Annotated in this window: 19 protein-coding genes, 2 tRNA genes and 1 pseudogene; 4 read left to right on the top strand and 18 right to left on the bottom strand. The window is 40.3% G+C overall.

What is annotated here, in order from left to right:
* Positions 1-459: 459 nt before the first annotated feature.
* The 12 genes and pseudogenes from Q0376_RS00650 to Q0376_RS00595 form a co-directional block, all read right to left on the bottom strand.
* Entirely contained in the window at positions 460-1740 is a 1281-nt protein-coding gene (locus Q0376_RS00650; RefSeq protein WP_298703050.1) for a hypothetical protein, read from the bottom strand.
* The gene (locus tag Q0376_RS00645) at positions 1727-2716 is read right to left on the bottom strand and encodes a hypothetical protein (protein ID WP_298703049.1); all 990 of its coding nucleotides are present in this window, start codon (positions 2714-2716) and stop codon (positions 1727-1729) included. Before Q0376_RS00645 ends, Q0376_RS00650 begins: the two co-directional genes overlap by 14 nt.
* Before the next feature lie 317 nt (positions 2717-3033).
* The gene (locus tag Q0376_RS00640; RefSeq protein ID WP_298703048.1) at positions 3034-4335 is read right to left on the bottom strand and encodes a hypothetical protein; all 1302 of its coding nucleotides are present in this window, start codon (positions 4333-4335) and stop codon (positions 3034-3036) included.
* 262 nt (positions 4336-4597) lie between these two features.
* Positions 4598-6232, bottom strand: coding sequence for an ABC transporter substrate-binding protein (locus tag Q0376_RS00635; protein ID WP_298703047.1), 1635 nt, complete (start codon positions 6230-6232; stop codon positions 4598-4600).
* A 327-nt stretch (positions 6233-6559) separates the two neighbouring features.
* Positions 6560-7654 carry a M42 family metallopeptidase gene (locus Q0376_RS00630; RefSeq protein ID WP_298703046.1) on the bottom strand — a complete coding sequence of 365 codons (1095 nt, stop codon included), beginning with the start codon at positions 7652-7654 and terminating at the stop codon, positions 6560-6562.
* A gap of 110 nt (positions 7655-7764) precedes the next feature.
* Positions 7765-8565: pseudogene (locus Q0376_RS00625) on the bottom strand (M55 family metallopeptidase).
* Positions 8566-8621: 56 nt separating this feature from the next.
* Complete coding sequence (locus tag Q0376_RS00620) at positions 8622-9647, bottom strand: ABC transporter ATP-binding protein (protein ID WP_298703045.1); 1026 nt, start codon at positions 9645-9647, stop codon at positions 8622-8624.
* Positions 9647-10696, bottom strand: a complete 1050-nt coding sequence (locus Q0376_RS00615; RefSeq protein ID WP_298703044.1) for an ABC transporter ATP-binding protein — start codon at positions 10694-10696, stop codon at positions 9647-9649. The genes Q0376_RS00620 and Q0376_RS00615 overlap by 1 nt, the downstream gene beginning before the upstream one ends.
* 12 nt (positions 10697-10708) lie before the next feature.
* Positions 10709-11614 (bottom strand): ABC transporter permease subunit, encoded by a 906-nt coding sequence (locus Q0376_RS00610; RefSeq protein ID WP_298703043.1) that lies wholly within the window; start codon positions 11612-11614, stop codon positions 10709-10711.
* A gap of 10 nt (positions 11615-11624) precedes the next feature.
* The gene (locus Q0376_RS00605) at positions 11625-12638 is read right to left on the bottom strand and encodes an ABC transporter permease (RefSeq protein ID WP_298703084.1); all 1014 of its coding nucleotides are present in this window, start codon (positions 12636-12638) and stop codon (positions 11625-11627) included.
* Between the two features lie 220 nt (positions 12639-12858).
* Positions 12859-14490: an ABC transporter substrate-binding protein gene (locus Q0376_RS00600; RefSeq protein ID WP_298703042.1), complete on the bottom strand. Its 1632-nt coding sequence runs from the start codon at positions 14488-14490 to the stop codon at positions 12859-12861.
* Positions 14491-14696: 206 nt separating this feature from the next.
* Positions 14697-15887: a P1 family peptidase gene (locus Q0376_RS00595; RefSeq protein ID WP_298703041.1), complete on the bottom strand. Its 1191-nt coding sequence runs from the start codon at positions 15885-15887 to the stop codon at positions 14697-14699.
* Positions 15888-16362: 475 nt separating this feature from the next.
* On the opposite strand from Q0376_RS00595, the gene Q0376_RS00590 reads away from it, so the two are divergent.
* Complete coding sequence (locus Q0376_RS00590; RefSeq protein ID WP_298703040.1) at positions 16363-17841, top strand: catalase; 1479 nt, start codon at positions 16363-16365, stop codon at positions 17839-17841.
* Between the two features lie 212 nt (positions 17842-18053).
* Here Q0376_RS00590 and Q0376_RS00585 read toward each other — a convergent pair whose 3' ends face one another.
* Positions 18054-18902, bottom strand: coding sequence for an alpha/beta hydrolase (locus Q0376_RS00585; RefSeq protein WP_298703039.1), 849 nt, complete (start codon positions 18900-18902; stop codon positions 18054-18056).
* A 777-nt stretch (positions 18903-19679) separates the two neighbouring features.
* On the opposite strand from Q0376_RS00585, the gene Q0376_RS00580 reads away from it, so the two are divergent.
* A complete protein-coding gene (locus Q0376_RS00580) occupies positions 19680-21773 on the top strand; it encodes an OPT family oligopeptide transporter (RefSeq protein ID WP_298703038.1) in 2094 nt (697 codons plus the stop codon).
* 263 nt (positions 21774-22036) lie between these two features.
* Here the strand turns inward: Q0376_RS00580 and Q0376_RS00575 are convergent, their stop codons facing one another.
* The 3 genes from Q0376_RS00575 to Q0376_RS00565 form a co-directional block, all read right to left on the bottom strand.
* Positions 22037-22852 (bottom strand): N-acyl homoserine lactonase family protein, encoded by an 816-nt coding sequence (locus tag Q0376_RS00575; RefSeq protein WP_298703037.1) that lies wholly within the window; start codon positions 22850-22852, stop codon positions 22037-22039.
* Between the two features lie 30 nt (positions 22853-22882).
* Complete coding sequence (locus tag Q0376_RS00570; RefSeq protein ID WP_298703036.1) at positions 22883-23341, bottom strand: Rrf2 family transcriptional regulator; 459 nt, start codon at positions 23339-23341, stop codon at positions 22883-22885.
* A gap of 379 nt (positions 23342-23720) precedes the next feature.
* The gene (locus tag Q0376_RS00565) at positions 23721-24143 is read right to left on the bottom strand and encodes a hypothetical protein (RefSeq protein WP_298703035.1); all 423 of its coding nucleotides are present in this window, start codon (positions 24141-24143) and stop codon (positions 23721-23723) included.
* 240 nt (positions 24144-24383) lie between these two features.
* Here Q0376_RS00565 and Q0376_RS00560 point away from each other — a divergent pair, with 240 nt between their 5' ends.
* Positions 24384-24527, top strand: a complete 144-nt coding sequence (locus Q0376_RS00560) for an NAD(P)H-dependent oxidoreductase (RefSeq protein ID WP_298703034.1) — start codon at positions 24384-24386, stop codon at positions 24525-24527.
* A gap of 317 nt (positions 24528-24844) precedes the next feature.
* Entirely contained in the window at positions 24845-24967 is a 123-nt protein-coding gene (locus Q0376_RS00555) for a hypothetical protein (protein WP_298703033.1), read from the top strand.
* 153 nt (positions 24968-25120) lie between these two features.
* Here the strand turns inward: Q0376_RS00555 and Q0376_RS00550 are convergent.
* Positions 25121-25197: transfer RNA gene (locus Q0376_RS00550), tRNA-Arg, on the bottom strand.
* Positions 25198-25459: 262 nt separating this feature from the next.
* A tRNA-Gly gene (locus Q0376_RS00545) sits at positions 25460-25533 on the bottom strand.
* Positions 25534-25596: the final 63 nt, after the last annotated feature.

Genomic DNA, 25596 nt, shown 5'->3' with positions numbered 1-25596 from the left:
TTAATTAAAATTTCATATATACTACTCTTATATATTAATCGAAATTATTCGATTAGGTCAACTAAAAAATAATACGCTTCCATTCGAAACGTCCGCTCTAAAAAAACATTAGCTAGTTTTATAAATCCATTTCTAATTTAAGCCGCACAAAATCTAGTTTTATTCAACTTATATATACTCCCCTCACAGTGCACACTTCGAGCTATTTACACGAATTGTGTAATACTAAGGAAATCAAAAAGCAACATATTTAGACATAAATTTGTAGAATTACATCAAATTTGATACCACTTTATCAAAATTTGAAACTTTATGCTAAAAATGTTGCTTTTTCTGTTGAACTTATTATTTTGAGTTCTTTATATTGAGTTTTTATTGTATGGGTTTTACTTCAGATCTTCAATTAATGGTATGATACATTGTGTTCTCTACCTCAGCCGCCCCTCACATCTCCACTCCTTACTTTATATGACTCCCATCATATATTTTTCGCATTACTTCTCTATATACTACTAACTGTACAGTCTTGCGTTTTTCTATTAAATCAATATGTAACCATGTATTATCTACTAGCTCCACACTGGCATAGTAGTGCTTACCATAGGGCGTAACATATACATGATCACGGCTATGAAGCACGGTATACTCTTGTGGTTTTTCAAAATCTTCCAAAGGTATAGCCTTTTTATATTCATACTGCCGCTCATTTAAATAGCCTATAATAAGCTCTTCCAACATCTTAGATGTGGCAATACGCACATTGCCAAAACGGCCATTCAAGATTTCCAAGGCTTCATTATATTCGAGCTTTTCGCGGGCCATTTTGTTTATATCTAAAGTTACATCATCTATGCGCTTAAAAATACTAACCAACACATTCAGTTTCGATGCATCTTGATTACAGGCAATAAAATAGTTACCACTAATAGATCGATAATGAATATCCCAAGATTCATCAGCATTAATATGATTATATTCTATCCGCAATCGCTCCTCATCACCTAAATAGCGTCGAATAGCATTCGTAAAAACCTGTTCTGTTTCTTTGCTCTTCATGTGCAAACGCCGCACTGTATGGCTAGGCACAAATTCAATAATACGTTGATGCTCAAAGATTGTATTTAATTCCTCTTCTAGTCTAATTCGCACCGTATCAGTAAATGCCATTAATAGATTAGTAGCGGCCTTAGGCACACAGCACAAAAAAGCCTCCCCATAAACATCAGTGCCTACCAGTTTTGAGGCTAAGGTATTATATCTTGTACTCACAACCTCGCCATCTGCCAAAGAGTTTCGCTCAAGTTGTACGACTTGATGGCGAAAGGTAATTACATGGGTCCCTCCGCCACTTACGCGATTAGCCGTAAAAAACATGAGCCGTACTGCACTCCAAAGGCCAGCTAGTGCACTACACATTACCTTATTAGCTATCTTCGCTACGGCTGCTAGGCCCTTCTTTATTTTTAAAAATAGCCCTTCTGCCCTATCACTCAAAGCCTGTTCCTGTGCTACGAGTTGCGGATCTTTATGGCAGACAATAACCATCTGAACACCACAATCAGCCCCCATCATTTCAAGCTGAGGCACAGTTTTAACGTCTAACATTCCCTTAGGGAAAAAGTACTGTAAATATGTCCCCATCTGCTGTGGCTCAAAATCTTCTACCATTTCATTATACACTTTATCATGAACGCCTAATTTCATTACATAATATATAGGCTCTATTTTATCTTGAACCATAATCGCGTCTAGCACCTTCTTCATAAACCTGAAGCTGAACTACATCTTCAAGTCGTTTATAATCTATATGCACACAAGTTTCATCGCCTAAAAAAGTGAACACACGATATTGTCCACCGGCATTCGTATACGAATGGGCCTGCACATCACCAAATTCATACCCTCGCTCATGAAGGTATTGAGTCACAATTTGCTTTACCATATCGCTGGCATTGCGTGGTGCCCCCTTGTACTCTACTGTTTTTGCCCCCGACTGCTCCAACATGACCAAGGCATTTATGGTCTCCTCATCTAAGGCTAAATTAAGCTCTTCTACACGTTTAAAATAACGGACTTTGATTTTCCAAGAGGTCTCATCATCACAAGCATAAATAAAAAACTGACCACTTTGACTCCGATAATAGGCGTCCCTTGTGGATTCCATATCAAAATGTCGATATTCTAAACGCATGGTTACATCTTCTAAGGCAGTAACACCAAATACACGTTTTAATGTATACGCAAAAGCTTGATGCATTTCCTTACTTCCAAAGGTAATGCGCCATTCTGCATCACGTATTTTAAACTCTACGTCTTCCCCTAAATCAAGAGCCTCAATAGCTTTTACAACAGCATTTGTTTCCTCTTCGTTTAAAGCCATGTATTCGCCATCCGCATCAGTTTCCAAGCAGATAAACACATAGCCATGAACGGCTTGCCCTGTTAATTGTGAAGCCACTTCATTATAGCCCCCATCATCGACCCGATTATATACAACCACTAGGCGTGAATCAATGGACTGCAAGGCTGTAGCGGGAAGGCTGGCAAGACCATAACTTTTAACCCGCTGCACAATGTAAGAGCGGATACGACTTGGCTCATAGTCCATCACCGACAAGATTCGATGAGACTCTTCTAGCCCTAGCGCAATAATAAAATATTTTTCTTGCCCTGCTGGATTTACATGTAATTGATGAAATACGTGCTTCTTCGTCATCTTGTCCTGCATCGCCTATAACACACTCCTTTACTCAACCTAGGACTCACTCAACCTTGTGTTTCTTGCCTAACACACTACGCCGTGCTTTATATCCCCCAATAGCCTAATCTCCCTGGTCTCCTAGTCTCCTAGCACAATACAGTCGCACTAAAACACCTTAGGCGAAGGCTCGCGTCGTCGGTATCCGTCCAAAACGTGCACTCCTAGCACACTACAGTCGCACTAAAACACTTTAGCCCTATGAACCTTACAGCATAATCTTGCAGCGTAATCTTACACCATAATCTTGCAACGTAATCTTACACCATATATTCCTAGTGTTCTTCCTCCTCTTTAGGCAATAATTCCTCATACTGTTTCGTCAATAGTTCCTCATACACTTTCATATGAATAATTTTCTTCTTTACCTCTATATCGATGTGAACCTGCGTGTCATCAACGAGCCAAATGCGTGCATAATAATCCTTTTTGTAAGGTAGAATGCTCACATAATCTTCCTTCCAATCAGGATCGTCTGGATTGGCTTTTTTATATTCATAGCCTGTCTTAGTCAAATAGTCTTTCACAATGCCTTCCAATGCCTTGCTCATGGCAATCCGCTTATTTACAAAGCGGCCATTTAAAATACCTAAGGCTTCCATAAACTCCATTTTTTTCAAAGCTTCCGAGGGAAAGTTTTGATGAAACACTTTTACACGGCGAAACAGGGTTACTTCTAGACGGTTTGTGTCAGGAATCTTAGCGCACTCAATTAAAAATAGCCCCCGAACGCTGCGATAGTACATAACGCGTGATAAATCCTTGTTACAATACTCATATTCTAGATGTAGATCCACGTCATTACCTGCCAGGCGTTTTATAATATTGCAAAATACACGCGTCATAAAAGGACTGCCAAACCTTAGCTTTCTCACCGTACGGCCTGTAGTAAAGTCTAATTCACGTTGTGGCTCAAAGGTCTTTTTTAAAGATAGAACTAAATCATCTTTTACCCTTTCACTCACCCCTTGCAGTTGATAGGTCAGTGGCTGCCGTTGCCGCTCTTGCTGCACTAACGGCTGCTGCATCTGTTTCTGTGACTTCAGCTGTTGCCTCTGCTGCGGTTCATGCCGTTGTATCTCTTGCTTCAATTCCGGCTGTAGCGGCTGCTGCTTCATTTTCTGCTGTAGCGACTGCTGAATCTCTTGAATAGGCACGGTTCTTTTTAAATCAACCGATTCACGGCCTTCATTTCCTTCGCGACCTAAGTGTACCGCGCCAGCTTCACATGATGTGGCACTACAAATAAAGGCCCGCCCATTTATTACTTGTTCAGGTCCCTCTGGTGAACTTAAGTCCCATAATTTAGATGCCATTGGATTAATTGGGTCCGTACTCCTGGCATCATAAACTAAGACGATTTTATTCTTAGAATCCTTAATGGTCGCTAATTCTTTAATGGCAAGACCCTCTTCAGAAATATAATGATGTATATATTCGCTAATATTATCAACAGGAACGCCCTCTACGGTCTCAACAATAACATTGTGATACAGACCTATTTTCATGACATAATAAGAAGGCCCCTTCGCTTTATATGCTGTTAATTGATGAAATGTACCCGTATCCTTAGCCATCGCACTCACACTTTCAATTTCGTACTAAGTTTCAAAATTATCCTACTCCTATTAATATTCTCCATCTCCCTATAAAAATCCCCCTATGACAGTAGATTTTGTTAAAAAAATTAGCACTTAAAAGCGCTGACCTATGTATCCCCCTATATGTATTATTATAAAATAAAAACCGCTAAAGTTAGATGTATTTTGCATTCAGCCTAAGCTGTACAAATTCTACATCATTAACTTTAACGGTTTTATTGTTATAAACGTTTATAAATTATTCAGCCATCCGTGCCTTGGACAAGTTAATACTATTGTCTGGGTACATTCTTACGCCAGAAATTGTATTCGCTGTAGCCCAAGTGCTGAAATCATTTACCATAGGAATCATTGGTAAATCTTTCCACACCAAATCTTGTGCTTTCGCATAGGCTTCAGCGCGGGCTTTATCATCAGAAGTAGTAAGACCAGCTAACAATAAAGCATCCATTTCAGGATTTTGGTAGTAAGAAAGATTATAGCTCTTAGGTGGAATGGACGCGGAGTCTAAGATAGGACGCATACCCCAGTCTGCATCACCTGTGGAAGGTGACCAAGCAGCCATGTATAAATCATATTCTGCATCTTTACCTTCCCCTTTAAAGCCCTGTACTTTTTGGTTTACAATGGCACTTTCCATACCATTGATTTCAACATCAATACCAATATTAGCAAGTTGTTGTTTATAGAATTGGGATTGTTTTTCATTCGTCCCTGTATTATACATGAACAGTTTTAATTTCAAACCATTGGCATAACCGGCTTCTTTAAGCAAGGCTTTAGCTTTTTCCACATCATATGGAATTGGTTCATTTGCTTTGTAATATTGTACATTAGGCCCCACTACAGAGGTTGCCACAGAAGCTAGCCCATTGCGGACCACTTTAATATAGTCGTCTTTGTTAATGGCCATGGCAATAGCCTGACGTACACGCACATCGCTAAGCGCTGGTTTTTGCGTATTCATAAATAAATAGCGAACACTAATTCCCTGTACTTTATCTACATGTACATTGCCACTTTGAGCCAATGCATCATAGCTTTCACTTGGCACATCAAAGGTCATTTGCGCATCCCCAGACTGAAGCATAGCTACACGGCTTGAGCTTTCAGATACAGGTTTAAATGTAATAGTCTTGAAGCCCGCATCAGCTGGCACCAACGCTTCGCCACCAGCGATATCCTTATTATAGCTCCACCAGTTTTTATTAAGTGCTAACGTTACATGGTCCCCTGGTACCCATTCAACAAATGTGTACTGCCCTGTACCTACTGGATGTTTAGCCGCTGCATCAAGGCCGGCAGCTAATTGTTTAGGACTCATCATCACCATAGCAGGATGGGCCATGTTATTTACAAACGCACCAAATGGTTTATTAAGCGTAAATTTGATAGTGTAATCATCAATCTTTTCTACTTTGGCAATAATATCGGAAACAAAGGATGTGCGCTTTAAGCCTAAGCTCTTATCCATCCATTTATTCACATTCGCAATCGCTGCATCAGCATTCCAATCTGTGCCATCAGAAAATTTAACACCTTTGCGCAATGTAAACGTATATTCAGTCGCCTCAGGATTCGCTGTATACCCAGTGGCTAACATAGGTCTTAATTTCATGTCATCATCAAATCCATACAGACCATCCATAACAAGACGTTGAATACCGCCAGATAAATTATCACTCGTATCCATTGGATCCATTGTTGTAATATCAACCGCTACGGCGGCTACTACATCTTTTTGCTGTGATACTGATTTACCTTCTGGAATATCTACCACCGCATTATCGCCAGAGCCACCGCCACAACCAGCGAGGGCTACCATGGCCATCATAGCTAGGCCAATAAGACCTGCAAGCTTACGTTTTTTCATAGGTTCCTCCTCTTTCTCAACCCTACAACTACTACACAACACACAACTTCATATTTGCTATTACATTCTATTCCTACTAGTTTTATAGTAATTGTTTCTTTTATAAAATTACCATATGCATGAAGTAATTGCAAGTTTTAATATGCGTAAAAAATCCCTAAAGCATCTCTACCTTAGGGATTTATTTCAATATATATTTTATGGCAATAGGCCCTTACTTGGGCAAGACAGTGTCAATGACTTATGCTATGGATTTATTATAAAGAGGCTATTCTAAAAGATTTATTCTTATAAATATATTCTAACGGATATATTCTAACAGATATATTATACCAATATATCTTGCCGTAAAATATGGCGCACCGTCTCTTCATCAAGAGCCGCAATGACAGCAGCGGCTAGGTCAGACGCGGCTTCTAAATCACTGAGAGCACAATAGTTATAGTGGGAATGTACATAGCGTGATGGTACACCAATAACTAAAGTTGGCACCGCTTTTTCAGTCAAACTAATCACCCCTGCATTGGTACTACCACCACGGCGCACAGCTTTTTGTATAGGAATCTGCAATTCCTGTGCTACCTGTTCTGCAATATGTACAAATGCAATATTAGAAATATAACTCTTATCAAAGAGGCGAATCTGAGCCCCTTCCTTCATACGGCCTTGGGCTTGTGAGACAGCCACAAAGAAATCATCTGATGGAGAGCCTTCAAATACGATAGCCAAATCAGGTTTTACAACCTGAGCCGTTACCTTAGCACCGCGCATGCCAACTTCTTCTTGAGCTGCAAAAGCGCCCACCACCGTCACTGGTGGCTCCTCAGCACCTTCGGCAAAAACCTTATCCATCGTATCAATAATACAAGCACAACCAGCGCGATTATCAAAGGCTTTACCAAAACAAACGCCAGTCTGTTCATTATAGTCAAATACAACATCTGGCACTATCGGATCCCCTGGGGCAATGCCAAAGACCTGTTCTGTTTCCTCACGGCTCGTAGTGCCCACATCAACTTGTAAAGTTTCAATAGCAATCTGCTGAGACGCACGCTCCTGCTCCGTCATAAAATGAACTGGCTTGGCTGCAATAATGCCGCGATGGAGTTCACCCTTTCGATTCCGTACTAGCACGGTATGAGCCGGTAAATTAGTGGGATGAAAGCCCCCTAAGGTAACAATGGATAGGGTTCCATCATCTTGTACTGACTGAACCATAAAGCCACATTCATCTAAATGTGCATCTAATTGAACAACAATGCTCCGCCCTTCATTTTTAGGCTTTCTAATATACGTATTGAGCATCGCATCATGGGCAATGGCATAGCCCTTAGTATGTTTAGCTATCGCCCGTACTACCTCTTCCTCAAAACCGCTAGGACCAAAAGCATTGCTTAAATCGCGAATTAGTTCCACCTTCATAGATCCATCTCCTCCACAAAATTAATTACCTACTAGACTGCCCTATATAGGTCAACGCTCCCCCTATATCAACTGTACTCCAAGCTATATCAACTTTACTCCGAGCTAATTCAATACACTACAAAACTATGGGCTGTCACAATATCTAACCAATTACGACTTACTAAGCGAATCGTAAAATCGCCCACCTGTTTCATACCTGGATAAAAGGACATTTTATAGGCTCTTTGCCAATCCTTAAAGGTCACTTCATAAGTAAATGACTCCGGCAATGATAGGGCCGGTACTTTTTGCCAATTTTGCACAGCTAATGACATCCCCTTATGAATGCGTCATTCCACAATCACCGGTGCCTCACAATACGTCGCGCCACCTACGCCATGCTTAGTTTCCGCTGTCACCATATGCGGTAAGAGCCTTTTAGCCGCCTCACAAATGGCCCTATCTCCAGAAATAAAAATAGGAGGCACGCCCATACTAAGCGCGGTATAGGAGTTAAGCATACATTCGCTCAATACTTCGCCATTTAAACGAATCATTAAACTCTGCCCGGTTGAGGTGTGACTGCCACTAAAACGCACATCACCAGCGGCCGCATGATATCCAATATACGCGACCGCATCAAAACTCTCATCTAGGCCCTCCATCATATTATATGGATGCCCACTTTTACCACGAATCAAAGTAACATAGGATGGCATTTCTAAAGGATCGATATTATTCGCCCCACCATGACCATCCTTTACTACAATTTGAGAGGCCCCAGCGCGTTCCGCCGCCTCACAGGCCAAACGCACTTCATGGGTCATTTGTCGACGCATGTGGTCATAACCAAATTCCCCCACATGTCCTTCTTCACGAAAGGCCCAACCGGCACAACCTTCTATATCAGCGCTAATAAATAGTTTCATATCTATGACTCCCTAATCACATGACGCTCTAAACTTATGACATAAACACTACTAACCTATTTTCCTTTATTCGAATCAGCCGTTCCAATTTTATCGTCGTACAAATGACAATATACATAATGATCCGCACTCGGCTCATATCGCTCTGGTGCCACAGTTTCACAAATAGGCATTCGCTTAGGACACCGGGTATGAAATTTACAACCTGATGGCGGATTTGTGGCCGAAGGGATACTGCCCTCTAAAATAATGCGTTTTCGTTTGACTGTAGGATCTGCAATAGGAACTGCCGACAAGAGTGCCTGTGTATACGGGTGAAGAGGGTTCTTGTAAATTTTATTTTTGTCACCTGCTTCTACAAAATTCCCCAAATACATAACACCAATACGGTCACTAATATGCTCAACTACGCTTAAATCATGGGCAATGAAAATGTAGGTAAGATTTAAATCTTTTTTCAATTCATTCAAAAGATTCAACACCTGTGCTTGAATCGATACATCAAGGGCCGATACCGGTTCATCAGCAATAATAAGTTTTGGTTCCACCGCCAACGCACGGGCAATGCCAATACGTTGACGCTGTCCACCAGAGAACTCATGAGGATAGCGATTCGCATGATATGCATCAAGGCCTACACGGCGCAGCAAATTAACTACACGTTGTTCCAAATCCTTATCATCTTTTGCCAAATTATGAATGCGAATTGGTTCTGCAATAATATCAAATACACTCATCCGAGGATTTAACGAGGCATAAGGGTCTTGGAAAATCATCTGAATGGTCTTACGAATGGGGCGCATTTGCTTGCGGTCAAAATTGGAAATATCTTGTCCATCGAGCACAACCTGACCTTCTGTAATAGGATCGAGACGACATAAGCCACGGCCTAATGTAGATTTACCACAACCAGATTCGCCTACAATACCGAAAACTTCATTCTCTTTAATTGTAAAACTTACCCCATCTACAGCCTTTACGACGCCCCCTTTGCCAAAGAAACTTTCACTGGCTAAGGGATAGTAGATTTTTAAATCCTCTACGGTAAGTATATCCTTTTTCTGCACACTATGAGATTCCATTATGCCTCACCTCCTTCATGTTTTGATTGATTTTGCACTATTTCTTCCGTCATACTGCCTTTATTCGTTTGTTTAGACTCATGTAGCCAACAGCGACTCAGATGACCTGGTGCAACTTCAAAAAAGCCCGGTTCTTCCTGTAAGCAACGCTCAAATGCATGGGGACAACGAGGTGCAAACTTACAACCCACCGGCATATGTCGCGGATTAGGCACATTACCAGGAATCACTGTTAGAGCATCTACCTTTTCCCCTAATTTAGGAATGGAAGCCAAGAGCCCCTGTGTATAAGGATGGGCCGTATTGCCAAACAAAGAATATACATCTGCTGTTTCTACTACGCGGCCACAATACATAACAGCTACATGGTCACAAGTTTCAGCGACTACGCCAAGATCATGTGTAATAAAGAGGATAGATGTACCAATTTTTTCCTTTAAGCGGTTCATTAGGTCTAAAATCTGTGCCTGAATCGTCACATCAAGTGCCGTTGTTGGTTCATCAGCAATAAGCACTTCTGGTTCGCAGATGAGCGCCATAGCAATCATAACACGTTGTCGCTGTCCACCAGATAATTGGAATGGGTATTCCTTCATCATTTTATCGACCCGTGGCACACCGGTCATTTCCAAAATGTTACGGGCTCGTTCATAGGCCTCTTTCTTCGATAAACTTTCGTGATTTTTAATACATTCAATAAGCTGGTCCCCAATAGTCATAACGGGATTTAAGCTCGTCATAGGCTCTTGGAAAATCATGGAAATACGGCCACCCCGAAGGTCCCGTTTCTGCTCTTCTGGAATATGAACAATGTCATGACCATCAAGGAGAATTTCCCCTTCCACAACTTTGCCCTTTGTACCCATCAGCAAATTCATAACAGACAAAGCCGTTACACTCTTGCCACTCCCAGATTCACCTACAATACCAAGGGTAGACCCTTCTTCGAGGACTAAGGACACATCATCTACTGCCTTTACTACCACATCATCAGTTAAAAAGTGGGTATGCAGATGTTTTATTTCTAAAATCTTCTTTTTTTCACTCATCCTGCATCCCTCCTATTCCGTCAATTTTGGATCTAGTGCATCACGAAGACCATCCCCTAAGGTATTAAAGCTTAATACAGTAAAGAAAATCGCTAGCCCGGGGAAGATAGTCGTATAAATATTGGTAGCTATATATTGACGTCCATTAGATAGTAAAAGGCCCCATTCCGGTGTAGGCGGCTGCGCCCCCATGCCAAGGAAACTAAGACTCGAAGCCGTCAAGATGGACGTGCCAATGGACATCGTATATTGCACGATAATATCTGGAATCGCACCAGGTAAAATATGCTTAAATAAAATACGCGCATCAGAAGCCCCTAAATTAATAGCCGCTTTTACAAAGACCGATTCTTTAATGGCCATGGTCCGGCTTCGTACAATACGGGCAAAAGTTGGCGTAGAGAATACGGCAACAGCGATGACAACATTATATAAACCACTACCTAAAATAGCTACAATGGCAATGGCTAAAATAATACCAGGGAAAGCAAATAAGGTGTCACAAACACGCATTACTACCGCATCAATCCAGCCCCGGTAATAGCCACTAAGTAGGCCTAGTACAGTCCCTGTTACAGCCCCAATCGTTACTGCCGACAAGCCTACGGCCAAGGAAATAGGGGTACCTAAAATAACACGGGAGAATAAATCGCGGCCAAATTCATCTGTGCCGAACCAATGCGTGCTGCTAGGTCCCTGTAAAATCGCTGAATAATCATATTCATTCACATCAAAGGGCACGATCCATGGGCCCACAAAGGCGAGCACCACCAAAAACAAAATAAAGAATAAAGCAATCACAGCGTTGCGCTGTTTAAAAAAGCGCTGCGTCATAACCTTAATAGGACTTTTGATCTCTTCATGCATATCCATCACACCAGGCGTTCCTGGCTGAATGGTTTGTAATTTTTCACTCATACGGAACCTCCTAGGATAATTTAATTTCAGGATTTAATGTAGCATATAACATATCTACTAAGGTATTTATAATGATAAACTGCGCGGAGAATATCAAAATCAATGATTGAATGGCTGGGTAATCACGATAGTTTACGGACTGAATCAATAATGAACCGAGTCCAGGGAATGCAAACACCGCTTCTACAATAACGGCCCCGCCCAATAGGAACCCAAATTGTAACCCTACTACAGTGACTACAGAGAGCATGGAGTTTCGGAATGCATGCTTCCACACTACTACATTTTCAGATAAGCCCTTTGCGCGAGCCGTTCGAATATAATCTTCCTTCAAAGTTTCCACAATGGACGAACGAGTAAACCGTGCAATGATGGCGGCAATACTAGTTCCCAAGGTTATGGCTGGCAAAATATAACTCTTAAAGCCCGCCGCCCCTGTGGTAGGCAACCAGTGGAGCTTCACACTGAACACCATGATGAGCAAAAACCCCATCCAAAAAGCAGGCATGGAAATACCTGATACAGCTGTAGCCATGCCGGTATAATCTTGCCATTTACCGCGATTGCGACCAGACCATACACCTAGTAATACCCCGGCTACAGTCCCCCAACCAAGGCTCAAGAAGGTTAATTTTAAAGTATTACCATAACGATATCCCACTTCTTCAGCTACAGGGCGTTTCGTACGTAAAGAGGTCCCTAAATCACCTTGCACTACGCCGGTAATATATTTTAAGTATTGAGTCGTCACCGGTTCATCAAGACCTAATTGTGCGCGCACCGCTAATACATCGGCCTCGGTAGCTTGTTCACCAGCTACTAATCGGGCCGGATCACCTGGTATTAATCGTACAAAGAAAAATACGCAGGTCGTCACTAAAAATAAAGTCAATATCATGCCAAGTAAGCGGCGTGACGTATATTTAAGCATAGGACCTTCTCCTTTCAAATAACAAGCGCCCTTATAAACGAGTAGACCACCAGACGCACTGGTGGTCCTTCTCCATTTTATTTTACCAAACATTAAATTCACATTCTACCCTTAACAAACATTTTTCCAATTACAATAGATTCTTAATTGTATGAATTATGTTCATTTAAGTTGTAAACATGATGTCCAAACAAGTTATATGACTTATATACAAGCATGCCATATAGCTTATATACACCCCCATATAGCTTATATATAAACAATCCATATAACTTATATCCAAGCAAACTATCTGATTTATGTGCAAGCAAGCTTACTCTGCCATGCGAGCCTTAGACATGTTAATGCCATTATCTGGGTAGAGACGAACATTTACAATCTTACTCGATGTCGCCCAAGTCGCTGGTTCATTAGATACAGCAATCATAGGGATATCTTTCCAGAACAAATCTTGCGCTTTCTCATATGCTGCTTTGCGGGCTTCATTATCAGACGTTGTTAATGCCGCTTGAATGTAACCATCCATTTCAGGATTTTGGTAGTACGATAAATTATAATTAAGCGGTGGAATCGATTCAGATGCTAACAATGGACGAATCCCCCAGTCCGCATCACCAGTAGATGGAGACCAACCAGCAATATATAAATCGTATTCAGCGTCCTTGCCTTCGCCTCTAAAACCCTGTACTTTTTGGTTTACAATCGCACTTTCCATAGAAACGATTTCTACATTAATACCTATTTCAGCCAGTTGTTGTTTGTAGAATTCAGCTTGTTTTAAACTGGACGTTGTGTTAAAAATAAGCATTTTTAAAGTTAAACCATTTTCATAGCCGGCTTCTTTAAGAAGGGCTTTTGCTTTTGCCACATCATAAGGAACAGGGTCATTGCCTTTGTAGAACTGCACATTAGGACCAATTACTGAAGTTGCTACAGTGCCTAATCCATTGCGTACTACATTTAAAAAAGCTTGTTTATCAATGCCATGAGCGATAGCTTGACGCACGCGAATATCACTAAGCGCTGGTTTTTGTGTATTCATAAATAAATAACGTACTACAATACTTTCAATTTCTTCGGCCTTAATATTAGGGTCATCTTTTAGTGCTGCAAATCCTTCTGTTGGTACATCAAAGACCATTTGTGCATCGCCAGATTGAAGCATAGCTACGCGGCTGGCACTTTCAATAACTGGTTTGAAACTAATGGATTTAAAGCCTGCATCAGTAGCTACAATAGTTTCGCCACCAGAAACCTCTTTATTATAGCCCCACCAATCTTTGTTGAGTTCTAATTTAATATGGTCACCAGGTACCCATTCTACAAATTTATATTGACCTGTACCTACTGGATGCTTAGCCGTAACATCTACTCCCTGCGCTAATTGCTTTGGACTCATCATAACCATGGCAGGATGTGCCATATTATTTACAAAGGCCCCAAATGGCTTATTAAGGGTAAATTTAATTGTATAATCATCGATTTTTTCGACCTTTTCAATAACGCCCGAAATAAAATTAGTGCGCTTTAGGCCCAAACTCTTATCAGTCCATTTATTTACATTCGCAATAGCCGCATCGGCATTCCAATCGGTACCATCAGTAAATTTTACACCTTTGCGCAAAGTAAAAGTGTATTCTGTAGCTTCCTTGTTAGCTGTGTAGCCAGTGGCTAGCATGGGCTTTAATTTCATATCATCATCAAAGCTATAGAGACCATCCATGACCAATCGTTGAATACCGCCAGAAAGTGTATCGCTTGTATCCATTGGGTCCATAGTGGTAATATCTACGGGAATCGCAGCAACCACATCTTTAGATTGTGATACTGATTTTCCCTCAGGAACTGTAGTTGACCCTGAATTTGAATCACCGTCGCATCCGGCCATAAACAGCGTAGCTGCTAATGCTAAACTACATAAGCTCTTCCACTTAAACGTCTTCATACACCCATCTCCTTTGCACATAACCTAATCCGCACATCTACCTATACTGTTTACATCCTATTCTCTAACTCAAAATATTCGTATCTGCTAACTTAAAAAGTTTATATATGCTAACTTAAATAGTTCATATATGCTACGTCTAAACATGATGTCCTTTAAGTTGAAATGTTCATATATGCTACATTAAAACATGATGTCTTCTAAGTTTAAATGTTTGTATCCGTCTCACATGACATATACAAATTAAGGACCTCACATAAACTTTCATAGCGCTTACCCTCTTGGGTCATCGCCCCTTCAGCAGCTACTAAGGAATTTAAAATCGCTTCATACGTTGCCTCCGCAACGCCTAAAAAAGCGGGATTCAATGCACTATCACGTATAATCTGTTGCGTATTAAATAAAGGACCCTCATGCGGCACACGATTGGCAGTAGTAAAACCAATCATCACTTCACCACTACCATGCCCTACATATGCACCAGTACGCATAATCCCTACACCGGCCCGCTTTATAATACGCTTTAACTGCCGACTATTCACAGGTAAGTCAGTGGCAACGATGACCATAATAGAACCTTGATCACTTTCACTATAAGCCCATTCGTCATCGCTCTGCCGGTGAGCCTTTTGCCCAGTTCCAGTCATCTGACCTCGGCCTTCCCTTTGTGTTCCACCATTCACCTGACCTTGGTTCATCCACCAACGGCCTAAGGATTCGCCATTTAGCACGAAGTCTTTAGTAGCACCGAAATTGCTCTGCACTAACACGCCAATAGTATACGAGGTTTCTACATCTTCACTTTGAGAACTTGTGCCGCCTTCGTTCTGCCCCACTGTAATGACTCGTGATGCCGATCCAATGCCCCCTTTAAAACCAAAGCAAATCGTACTACGCCCTGCCCCTACATCCCCTTGAGCAAAGTCTTCCGAAACATCATTGATAGCATCCATCACTTCGTCATAACCAATACAGCGCTGCTGAATATCGTGAAGCACACTATCATTACATTCACCCACTACAGGATTAATGGAACGCGCCATAGTCCCTTTTGCCTTAGTCTCTTCTATAATATACGCATTAAGAGCATCACTAACTTTTCCCACATTCAGTGTATTAGTCAAAGCAATCGGTGTTTCTAAGGTGCCCAATTCCTCAATTTGCATTAATCCCACACTTTTTCCAAAGCCATTTTGCACAAACGCTGCCGCCGTATACTTATTAATAAATGGATTATCATCACCTGGCATAATTACGGTAACACCAGTTCGAATCGCCCCCTTATTGACTGTCTTATGCCCTACTCTAACGCCTGGCACATCGGCAATCGAATTCTTAGGTCCTGTTCGTAAATACCCTAATGACACTGGAAAATCCCTAATCCTGTGTTCTGACACCTAAACACCTCCTCCACGCACACCGAATACCTCATACAGTGTACATTTGTATTTCTATACAATAGCATAAAAGCGGATGAATTACAATAAAATCGGGACTTAAAAGCGCATGTATACAGTATATCTTTTATAACCATCGCACTATGTATATATAAGCACTCTTTCACTAAGGGCCATTACTAAACTGTTAACACGCTAGTAATACATCAATTAATAATCTAATACTACTCAAATAATGACCTAGTCCTTTAACTAACACATACTCATAGTGTCCAGCCTATATGGTAAATAAACTTCTTCTTTTCGTTAATTCCACAAAAAGACATTTGTATGCCTCAAACAGTAATGTTATAATTTAGTTAATGGATAATAATTATCCACTATTAATAATAAAAATCTTTTATTATGTCCTACTGGACTATAACCTATTATATATTTGTGTATCAGTACTAAGTGTACAGAAGGAGTTGATTACATGAGTGACAAGAAACAAAATCCTGAAGGCAAACGCAAATTAACTACCGCCTTTGGCGCGCCCGTGCCAGACAATAATAATTCTATGACAGCCGGAAAGCGCGGTCCTGTTTTGATGCAAGATGTATGGCTTATGGAAAAGCTAGGTCATTTTGCTCGTGAAGTTATCCCTGAACGGCGCATGCATGCTAAAGGCTCTGGAGCCTTTGGCACCTTTACAGTAACTCACGATATCACACAATACACGGCGGCTAGACTATTTACGGAAGTCGGCAAGAAAACCGATGTATTCGTTCGCTTTTCTACCGTAGCTGGTGAACGTGGTGCTGCTGATGCGGAACGGGATATTCGTGGTTTTGCTGTAAAATTTTACACTGAAGAGGGCAACTGGGATTTAGTAGGTAATAATACACCGGTTTTCTTTATTCGCGACCCCTTACAATTCCCTGATCTCAATCGTGCCGTAAAACGCAATCCTAAAACAAATCTCCGTGACGCTACAGCCAATTGGGATTTCTGGACAAGTTTACCCGAAGCAATCCATCAAGTGACGATTGTCATGAGCGACCGCGGGATTCCAAAATCTTACCGCCACATGCATGGCTTTGGCAGTCACACCTATAGCCTCATCAATAGTGACAACCAACGCGTATGGGTCAAATTTCACTGGGTTTGCCAACAAGGTATTGAAAACTTAAGCGATGAAGAAGCAGCCGCTATAGTAGCGCAAGATCGGGAAAGTCACCAACGCGATTTATTTGATGCCATCGAGAGGAAGGATTTTCCAAAATGGAAGCTCTACATTCAAGTTATGAGCGAGGAGCAAGCTAAGGCAATGCCTTACAATCCATTTGACCTCACCAAAGTATGGTATCATGATGAATTCCCACTCATTGAAGTAGGTGTTATGGAGCTTAATCGCAATCCTGAAAACTATTTCCAAGATGTAGAACAAGCAGCATTTGCACCGTCTACTATAGTCCCGGGTATTGGATTCTCCCCTGACCGGATGCTACAAGGGCGCCTCTTCTCCTATGCCGATGCGCAACGCTACCGCTTAGGTACGAACTATCATCAGATTCCTGTCAATGCGCCAAAATGCCCAGTCAACAGTTATCATCGTGATGGTATTGGCCGTGTTGATGGCAATCATGGTGGCACCATTGGCTATGCTCCAAATAGTTTTGGCGAATGGGCTAATCAACCGGAATTTAAGGAACCACCACTCGATGTAACAGGCCCTGCCTACCAATATGACTTCTATGAGGATGACTCTGACTTCTATACACAGCCAGGCAAACTCTTCCGGCTAATGACGAAAGAACAACAACAAGTCCTCTTCGAAAATACAGCTCGCGCAATGAATGGCGTACCTGATTTTATTAAAGAACGTCATGCTAAACACTGCTATCAATGTGATACAGCTTATGGTGAAGGCATTGCCAAAGCACTAGGCCTTACTATTGATTTATCAAAATAATATTTTGCCTTAACGGCTCTCTTTACTAATAAAAGACCATTGAGTAATAAGTTAAACCTACGCGGCTCCCCCGCCTGAGTAGGCACAGCTTATACTTAATGGTCTTTTTTTATCTACAAACACGTTACGATTAATTTGCTGATACTTTACTATCAATTTTCTGGTATTTTACTATCACTTTACGAATACTCTGGTAATCCTACTAATAGCCATTAAGGAATCCAACTAAGCCAAATTTGTTTTATCCAACTCACAATTCGCTGCCACCACGAATCAATGGTGCCAGTGGGCTGCGCCTGTTCCTTCGTATGTTCTACTATAAAATCCCGTACGAGCCGCGATACTTCAGTAGGGTTTTGTGTAAATTCATGGTCATATCCATCTAATATATGAAGCTCACTAGTTTCATATATCTGATCAAATCGGCGACTATAGCGCGTTGGCACTACCATGTCCTCGCTACCTTGTACAATTGCTACCGGTCCGGTATAAGCTTTAGCTACTTCATAAATGGGTAAATCATAGGCCGTTTGGAAATACTGATGCCCTACTTTAAGACCACTAGGTAGCTCTACCACATCCGGTAATTCATCGGCATTAAATTGCAAGCCAAAAAAAGAGCTTCCAATTAAACCATCTTTAATATTCCCTGCCGGTGCTAACAATACAATACTCTGTATGGCTGAGTTACCTTCTGACTTTGCAATTTCACCAGCTAACATGCTAGCTACTACACCACCTTGCGAATGTCCTATCAAGGAAATAGATGTAATGGCTTCACGGTTCTCGGCCTCACTTCTTAAATATGAATACACTGCTTTGGCATCCGTAATTTCATTGGGCACAGTCATATCTTGAAACCGACCTTCACTGTCCCCATGACCATTAAAATCAAAGCGAAGGGAGCCTATACCGACCGCTTCTAAATCATCAGCAATTTGTTGCAAAAGCTTAGCATCCTTTGATGAGGAAAATCCATGCATAATAATGACCATCGGATAGGTCGGTACCGCATCAGGAATCTGCATACTGCCTGCCAGAGCCCCATGGTCCCCTTTCATAGACACCCTTTCTGTTCGCCCCGCTATTGTAAAAGGCTGTATTAATAATAAAGCTACTAATACTAGAAAAAAGGTGCCGCTGTAAAGTCGTTTATATATGGCTTTCAGCCTTTTTATGCTTCCTATGTTTTCTATACGTTCCACTCCTCTCATTCTTTTCACGCTTTTACTGCTTTTCATTCCTTCTAATTTTTCTATTCCCTTTATACAATTCATACCTTCTATACGTTTCATTGCAGTCATTTCCTTAATCGTATCATTATCTTCATTACTATGGACTTATCAACACTGTTCACACGCTATGGCCTTAGCTTCATTACTGTTGCCTCAACATTCTCCTCACGCCAGGACCGCAACGCCATTATCTTCATTACTACTATCTTAACTCATTATATCCTGTAATATGCTGGACTATTTTACTTTTCAATGTATTGTACCACATTGAAGTTAACTTCAATCAATAGTCCTCCATCTAAAATGGCATTTTTATATTTTTCACTCAACAGAGTAAACTATTCAGCGCTTTGATTTCTATTATATGAGAATGGTAAGCTGTTAAAATATATCAAGCACGCTTGCATTTTTTGAATTTTATCAAATTTTAATTGAATTTATATACATTTTATATTTTTTGTCCTTCTGAAAAGTACTCTTTCATAATACACATGTATGTATACAATATTCACATGGACAAAATATTGAATTTCGTCTTTATTTAGGATACAATTGTCCTGTACTGATATTATGTATTCTTATTTCATATTAAGGAGGATTTGTATGAAGCATGATTTTATGAGTCATGAGCTACATCTGCCAGAACTTACATTTCGCGGTATGCTCTTAGGTGCACTTATTACCATTATTTTCACCGCGTCAAATGTATATCTTGGACTTAAAGTTGGTTTAACCTTCTCAAGTTCTATTCCAGCAGCTGTTATTTCCATGGCCATCTTACGCTTTTTTAAGGACTCCAATGTTCTTGAAAACAACATGGTTCAAACACAAGCATCAGCGGCAGGTACCTTATCGGCCGTTATTTTCGTGTTGCCAGGCCTATTGATGCTAGGCTATTGGCAAGGTTTCCCTTATAGTGAAACCCTATTACTCTGTGCCTGTGGTGGCGCTTTAGGTGTATTATTCACCATTCCATTACGCCGTGCCATGGTAGTAAATAGTGATTTACCATATCCTGAAGGACGTGCAGCAGCTGAAATCTTAAAAGTTGGCAGCCAAGCTCATGGTGAAGGTGCCGACGCAAAAAGCAATGCGAATGGCATGAAAGAAATCGTTAGTGGCGGCATTTTTGCTGGTATTATCAGCCTCTTTACCAATGGCTTCCACTATTTGGCTGGTGAAATGAGTTTCTGGTTTGGCGTAGGCCGCGGTGTAACACAGTTCCCACTAGGCTTCTCCACCGCTTTATTAGGCGCTGGGTTCTTAATCGGTATCGCCAGTGGTATCGCTATTTTAGTAGGTATGATTATTGCCTGGGGTGGCTTTGTTCCATATTTAACAAATACATTACCTATGGGTGATGCTAAATCTGTAGAAGCTTTTGCTATGACAGTTTGGAAAGAAAAAGTTCGCTTCATCGGTGCTGGTTGTATCGGTATTGCGGCTATTTGGACTTTAATTACCTTAGCCAAACCAATCTTAGATGGTATGCGCATTTCTATTAAAAATATGAAAATGTCCAACGAAGAACGTGAAACGCATCGCATGGACACAGACATGAAGCCATCTACTGTAGGTCTTGTATTCTTAGCCATTCTAATTGGCCTTGTAATTTGTTTCTATTCCTTTGTAAGTGCCGTAGATATTAGTCCTGTCCTCATGTGGACTCTTGTAGTTTGCGGTATCGTTATCGCCCTTTGCATCGGCTTCTTCGTAGCTGCTGCTTGCGGTTATATGGCTGGCCTTATCGGTACATCTGCTAGTCCTATCTCCGGTATCGGCATTCTAGGGATTATTATTTCTTCTTTAGTAGTCTTCGCTATTGCAACAGCCAATGACTTATTTGCTACTGAAGAAGGTGTAAAATTTGCTACTGCCATGGCCCTCTTCATGACCAGTGTAGTGGTTTGTATTGCCGCTATTTCCAATGATAATTTACAAGACTTAAAAACAGGCCAACTCGTTGGTGCAACACCTTGGAAACAACAAGTAGCCCTTTTGATTGGTTCTGTAGCTGGTGCTATTGCCATTGCGCCAGTACTTAATCTCTTGTATGAAGCATATGGCTTTACCGGCGCCTTGCCTCGTCCCGAAATGGACCCATCCGCAGCCCTTTCTGCTCCACAAGCTACCTTGATGACTACAATTGCACAAGGTATTTTCAGCTCTAATCTAGACTGGAACTATATCCTTATTGGCGTTGGCGTAGGTATTATTGGTATTATTGTAAATCTAATTCTAAAGAGCACTACAGCTAATTTAACCTTACCTCCATTGGCTATTGGCATGGGCATTTACTTGCCACCAACTCTTGAAATGCCACTCGTTATTGGTTCTTTCATGAGCTATTTTGTTGGTAAATATCTAATTAAACGCGCTAAAGAACGCAGTGGTGAACTAGCTGATGCTGATGTAGAACAATGCAATCGTCGCGGCGTACTCTTTGCATCCGGTATGATTGTTGGGGAAAGCTTAATCGGCGTTATTATCGCTATTATTATCGTTATTTCTGTAACCTCTGGTGGTGGCGAAGATCCACTTGCCATGGTAGGTAAAGACTTTGCTCGTACAGCTGAATGGCTTGGCCTAGGCGTCTTCATCCTTACCATTGCATACTTCGTTAAACTTGTTATCTCCACAAAATTCAACCGTGAAGAAGCATTAGAAGTACAACGTATTAATGAAGAGCATAAATAATATAATATTACATTGATATAATATTACATTGATATGATATTACTATATTGTATCTACACTGCTATATGAATAGCACATAATTTAATACATACTGTAGTATAAAAAAGAACTGCAACCAAGCTCCATTTAAAGACTGGTCGCAGTTCTTTTATTTTACTGTATTTCTTTTATTTTTCTCTGTCGCTTTTATTCCATCACTTTTCTTTATTGCTTTTCATTTATTACGAGCGTCGCTATCTCCTAGCACGTCATAGCTTCATCTCCTAAATCGTAATAATCCCTGGCTTTATTTCCGGATCATGGTTTGAAATAATGCCCTTACAGCCTTCTTGTTTACTCATATGAACGAGCCATTGTAGAGAATAAATAGCATCTTGACGATTGATCACAACGCCAGGTTCCCACAAATGTTCTAAAGATTCACGCCCATAGGCTACATCAGAGGATAAGACAATATATTCATCATTATTGCGAATTACAGTAGCCGCTAAGCCTGCACTATGTCCTTTAGCTAAAACAAATTGAATGCGGCCATCGCCAAACATATCATAGGAATACCCAAATGCACCTATTTTACTTTCAGAAAATGAAAATGTATCAAGGGTTACACCAGACCATTCATGCGATAAGTAGCGAATATGGTCACGGCTAGCTGCCTTATATTCTAAATCGCTCACCATAATACGCTTAGCGTCTTTTACATGACGAAGACCATCGGCATGGTCACAATGTAAATGACTCAGCATGACAAAGTCTAAATCACGAGGGGAAATGCCCATCTTAGCTAATTGTTCATGTACAGCCTGCCCTTCTGGTAACACGGCTTTATTTACAAAATACTGATGTCTTAAATTCTTTATCTGATGTTCCCGATTATCCGTATGCCAACCAGTATCTAATAAAACAAGTCCTTCTGGATGCTCTATCAAATATACCGATACAGGAGCCTCTACTAAATGCTTTTTACTTCTAAATAATCCAGTCCAAGCAAAGGGCCGGTCTTCAGGTCTATGATAAGGTAATGCTTCATCAATAATTACGCTACCCGTATGCAACACATGTACTTTAATATCACTCATAATTATATCTCCTTATGACTACCTAACAATTCAAACGGGTCCCTCTACTTCAGACCACTCAACAGCCCCATCAGTATATTTATCAGGGCGAATCAATTCAGCCAAAGTCAACTCTTTCAATGTCTCCTTCGCCTTCATCATGGTGTGAATTATCTTTTTTTCACTATTTTCTACATACGCTTCATCACTAAATAAATTACGGGCTATGAAAGAATGAAATTGAGAAATAGTATCCTCTTCTACAGCCTCATATACATCATATAAAGTAATTTCTTCAATCGATTGTTTCAGTTGAAACCCACCGTCTTTACTAGCAGTAGAGGTAATTAAATCCTGAACTACTAACTTTCTTAAAATCTTCTTCAAATAGGAATCAGATACCCCTAACTTCTCACTTAATACATAGCTTTTCACAGGCTTATGGTTCGCTTGTAAAGCAAGTATTAACAACACAAATACGGCCTGCTCTAAACTCTTAGTTATTTTCATATATTTCGATCTCCTTATGGATACATTTTATATCCATGGATATATTTTGTCAACGATTTTCTTGAAAGTTTTTATCATTAACTAATCGTTTAGTTATTATAGTATTAGTTATTACATTGTCCCCTCTAAAACAACCTCTACTGCGTCACGCCTAGCAATTAAGCTCTCGCCAATGCACCCGTGCAATGGCGCCTAAATAAAACTAAACCTTATATAGTAAAATTAAACTCCATATAAATAAAACACAGCAAAAGGCTATGAACTCAAGATAGAGCTCATAGCCTTTATTTCTAACAATGTATTCATTACTGATAAGTTATATATTACTAATGGCATATATTACTTATGTCATATATTACTTATGTATGTTTTACTGTGCTTACCAAGTATCCTCACCACCACCATACACCAAGCCTTCATAATCATAATCAGCATACTCGTCATCATTCTCGTCATCAGGCACATCATAGTATATAGTATCGCCATAACGAGTATAGGTGCTACCATCCGATCCATAGGTAGTATCGCCATAAGTAGTATAGTTTATACCATTACTCCCATAAATCGTATCGCCATATTGTGTATACGTCGTGCCATCACTGCCGTACACCGTATCACCATAGAGAGTATATGAATTACCATTACTGTCATAGGCCGTATCTCCATACGAAGTATAGGTCGTTCCATCGCTATTATACGCTGTGTCGCCGTATGTCGTAATGGTACCGGTAGCAGCATGAGCCTCAGTACTCACCAATACTATTGCAAACATCAATATAAGTTTTATAGTTTTACTATTCATAATATACCTCCTATGTGATTTTTATTTACCTTTATTATATCAAAATCTATTTCTTTTAATAGCTCAAGCGCGCTCCTCAAGTAAGGCAGTTTTTGCTTATCGTCTCACAGTTATAACTACAACCGATGACCTTCATAAATAATTTTATTATATTGTATCTACATATATCGTATATTAGATATATAAACCAAAGCTAACTTTATGGTACCAATTATATCTGTATATAATCGAGGAGGAACAATGAAAGTCATTACAATTAATGGTAGTCCACGCCCTCGTGGTAATACTGTTCAATTATTAGAACGAGCTCTTAAAGGCGCTCAACAGGCTGGCGCTGACACTGAGTTAATTTCCCTATACCACTCAATTATCGTGGCTGTGTAAGTTGTTTTTATTGTAAACGAAAAGATAAGGAACATGGCACTTGTATTATTCGCGATGATTTAAGCCCTGTATTAGAAAAGATTAACACAGTCCAATTTGATGACTATAGTAAATACGAATCCTCTGTATTCTCCGAATCAGCTAAGAGAGAATATAAACGGCTCCACTTTGAAGAGGATCTAAACCAAGCAGAAAAAACTGCGTACTTGTATTTTTCTTTCCTAATCAGTATACTAAGCTCACAAATAATTTGTTTAAAACTAAACTGCAAAAAATAATTCTAGTTTATTATTTCAATATATGAGAAGTTGATACTTATGAATAAAAAATACGAAGTACTATTTAATCCTTACAAATTAAATAAAGGTACAAGACAGGGCATTGACTTCTATCCAAAATCCAAACAATTCGCTTTACGTTTTAAAAGCGAAGAATATTAATCTACTGTTTATATTAGTTATTACCTATATACTTTACTACTTATATACTCGGCTATTTGTTAAATAAATACCTAAAACAAGTACCTAAAACGCAAAAAAGCAACCACACTGATTTTCACAACTTTGAAAACTAGCATGGTTGCTTATTTTTTATGGTGATCCAGGAGAGATTCGAACTCCCGACCCACGGCTTAGAAGGCCGTTGCTCTATCCAACTGAGCTACTGGACCATATGTAATTGAAATTTTCACCGTATATATTATACACTACACGATACGATAAATGCAATTATGTTTCTTTAACACATTCCATTTTCTATTTATTACCTTGTATAATGGAAACTCTCTATCAGGCCATATTAAAATCTACATAAACAAGTTTACAGCTAGAGATCCTCACCAATCGAAACGTCGTCGAAAACATAAAACATATTAAAATCTACATAAACAAGTTTACAGTTAGGCTTACAATTAAAAAGTCCACATAAAAAAATGGAGCGGGTGAAGGGAATCGAACCCTCGTAACCAGCTTGGAAGGCTGGGGCTCTACCATTGAGCTACACCCGCATAATAAAAAATGGTCGGAGCAGCAGGATTCGAACCTGCGACCCCCTGGTCCCAAGCCAGGTG

The sequence above is a fragment of the uncultured Veillonella sp. genome, from assembly GCF_937981445.1.
GTDB lineage: Bacteria > Bacillota > Negativicutes > Veillonellales > Veillonellaceae > Veillonella_A.
Note: the sequence above shows the minus strand (reverse complement) of the source record. Positions and strands in the feature narration are given on the sequence as shown.

Coding starts and splice junctions, on each gene's coding strand:
- Q0376_RS00650 (WP_298703050.1), bottom strand. CDS start 1,740: ATGGTTCAAGATAAAATAGAGCCTATATATTATGTAATGAAATTAGGC.
- Q0376_RS00645 (WP_298703049.1), bottom strand. CDS start 2,716: ATGACGAAGAAGCACGTATTTCATCAATTACATGTAAATCCAGCAGGG.
- Q0376_RS00640 (WP_298703048.1), bottom strand. CDS start 4,335: ATGGCTAAGGATACGGGTACATTTCATCAATTAACAGCATATAAAGCG.
- Q0376_RS00635 (WP_298703047.1), bottom strand. CDS start 6,232: ATGAAAAAACGTAAGCTTGCAGGTCTTATTGGCCTAGCTATGATGGCC.
- Q0376_RS00630 (WP_298703046.1), bottom strand. CDS start 7,654: ATGAAGGTGGAACTAATTCGCGATTTAAGCAATGCTTTTGGTCCTAGC.
- Q0376_RS00620 (WP_298703045.1), bottom strand. CDS start 9,647: ATGGAATCTCATAGTGTGCAGAAAAAGGATATACTTACCGTAGAGGAT.
- Q0376_RS00615 (WP_298703044.1), bottom strand. CDS start 10,696: ATGAGTGAAAAAAAGAAGATTTTAGAAATAAAACATCTGCATACCCAC.
- Q0376_RS00610 (WP_298703043.1), bottom strand. CDS start 11,614: ATGAGTGAAAAATTACAAACCATTCAGCCAGGAACGCCTGGTGTGATG.
- Q0376_RS00605 (WP_298703084.1), bottom strand. CDS start 12,638: ATGTTTGGTAAAATAAAATGGAGAAGGACCACCAGTGCGTCTGGTGGT.
- Q0376_RS00600 (WP_298703042.1), bottom strand. CDS start 14,490: ATGAAGACGTTTAAGTGGAAGAGCTTATGTAGTTTAGCATTAGCAGCT.
- Q0376_RS00590 (WP_298703040.1), top strand. CDS start 16,363: ATGAGTGACAAGAAACAAAATCCTGAAGGCAAACGCAAATTAACTACC.
- Q0376_RS00585 (WP_298703039.1), bottom strand. CDS start 18,902: ATGAAAGGGGACCATGGGGCTCTGGCAGGCAGTATGCAGATTCCTGAT.
- Q0376_RS00580 (WP_298703038.1), top strand. CDS start 19,680: ATGAAGCATGATTTTATGAGTCATGAGCTACATCTGCCAGAACTTACA.
- Q0376_RS00575 (WP_298703037.1), bottom strand. CDS start 22,852: ATGAGTGATATTAAAGTACATGTGTTGCATACGGGTAGCGTAATTATT.
- Q0376_RS00570 (WP_298703036.1), bottom strand. CDS start 23,341: ATGAAAATAACTAAGAGTTTAGAGCAGGCCGTATTTGTGTTGTTAATA.
- Q0376_RS00565 (WP_298703035.1), bottom strand. CDS start 24,143: ATGAATAGTAAAACTATAAAACTTATATTGATGTTTGCAATAGTATTG.
- Q0376_RS00560 (WP_298703034.1), top strand. CDS start 24,384: ATGAAAGTCATTACAATTAATGGTAGTCCACGCCCTCGTGGTAATACT.
- Q0376_RS00555 (WP_298703033.1), top strand. CDS start 24,845: ATGAATAAAAAATACGAAGTACTATTTAATCCTTACAAATTAAATAAA.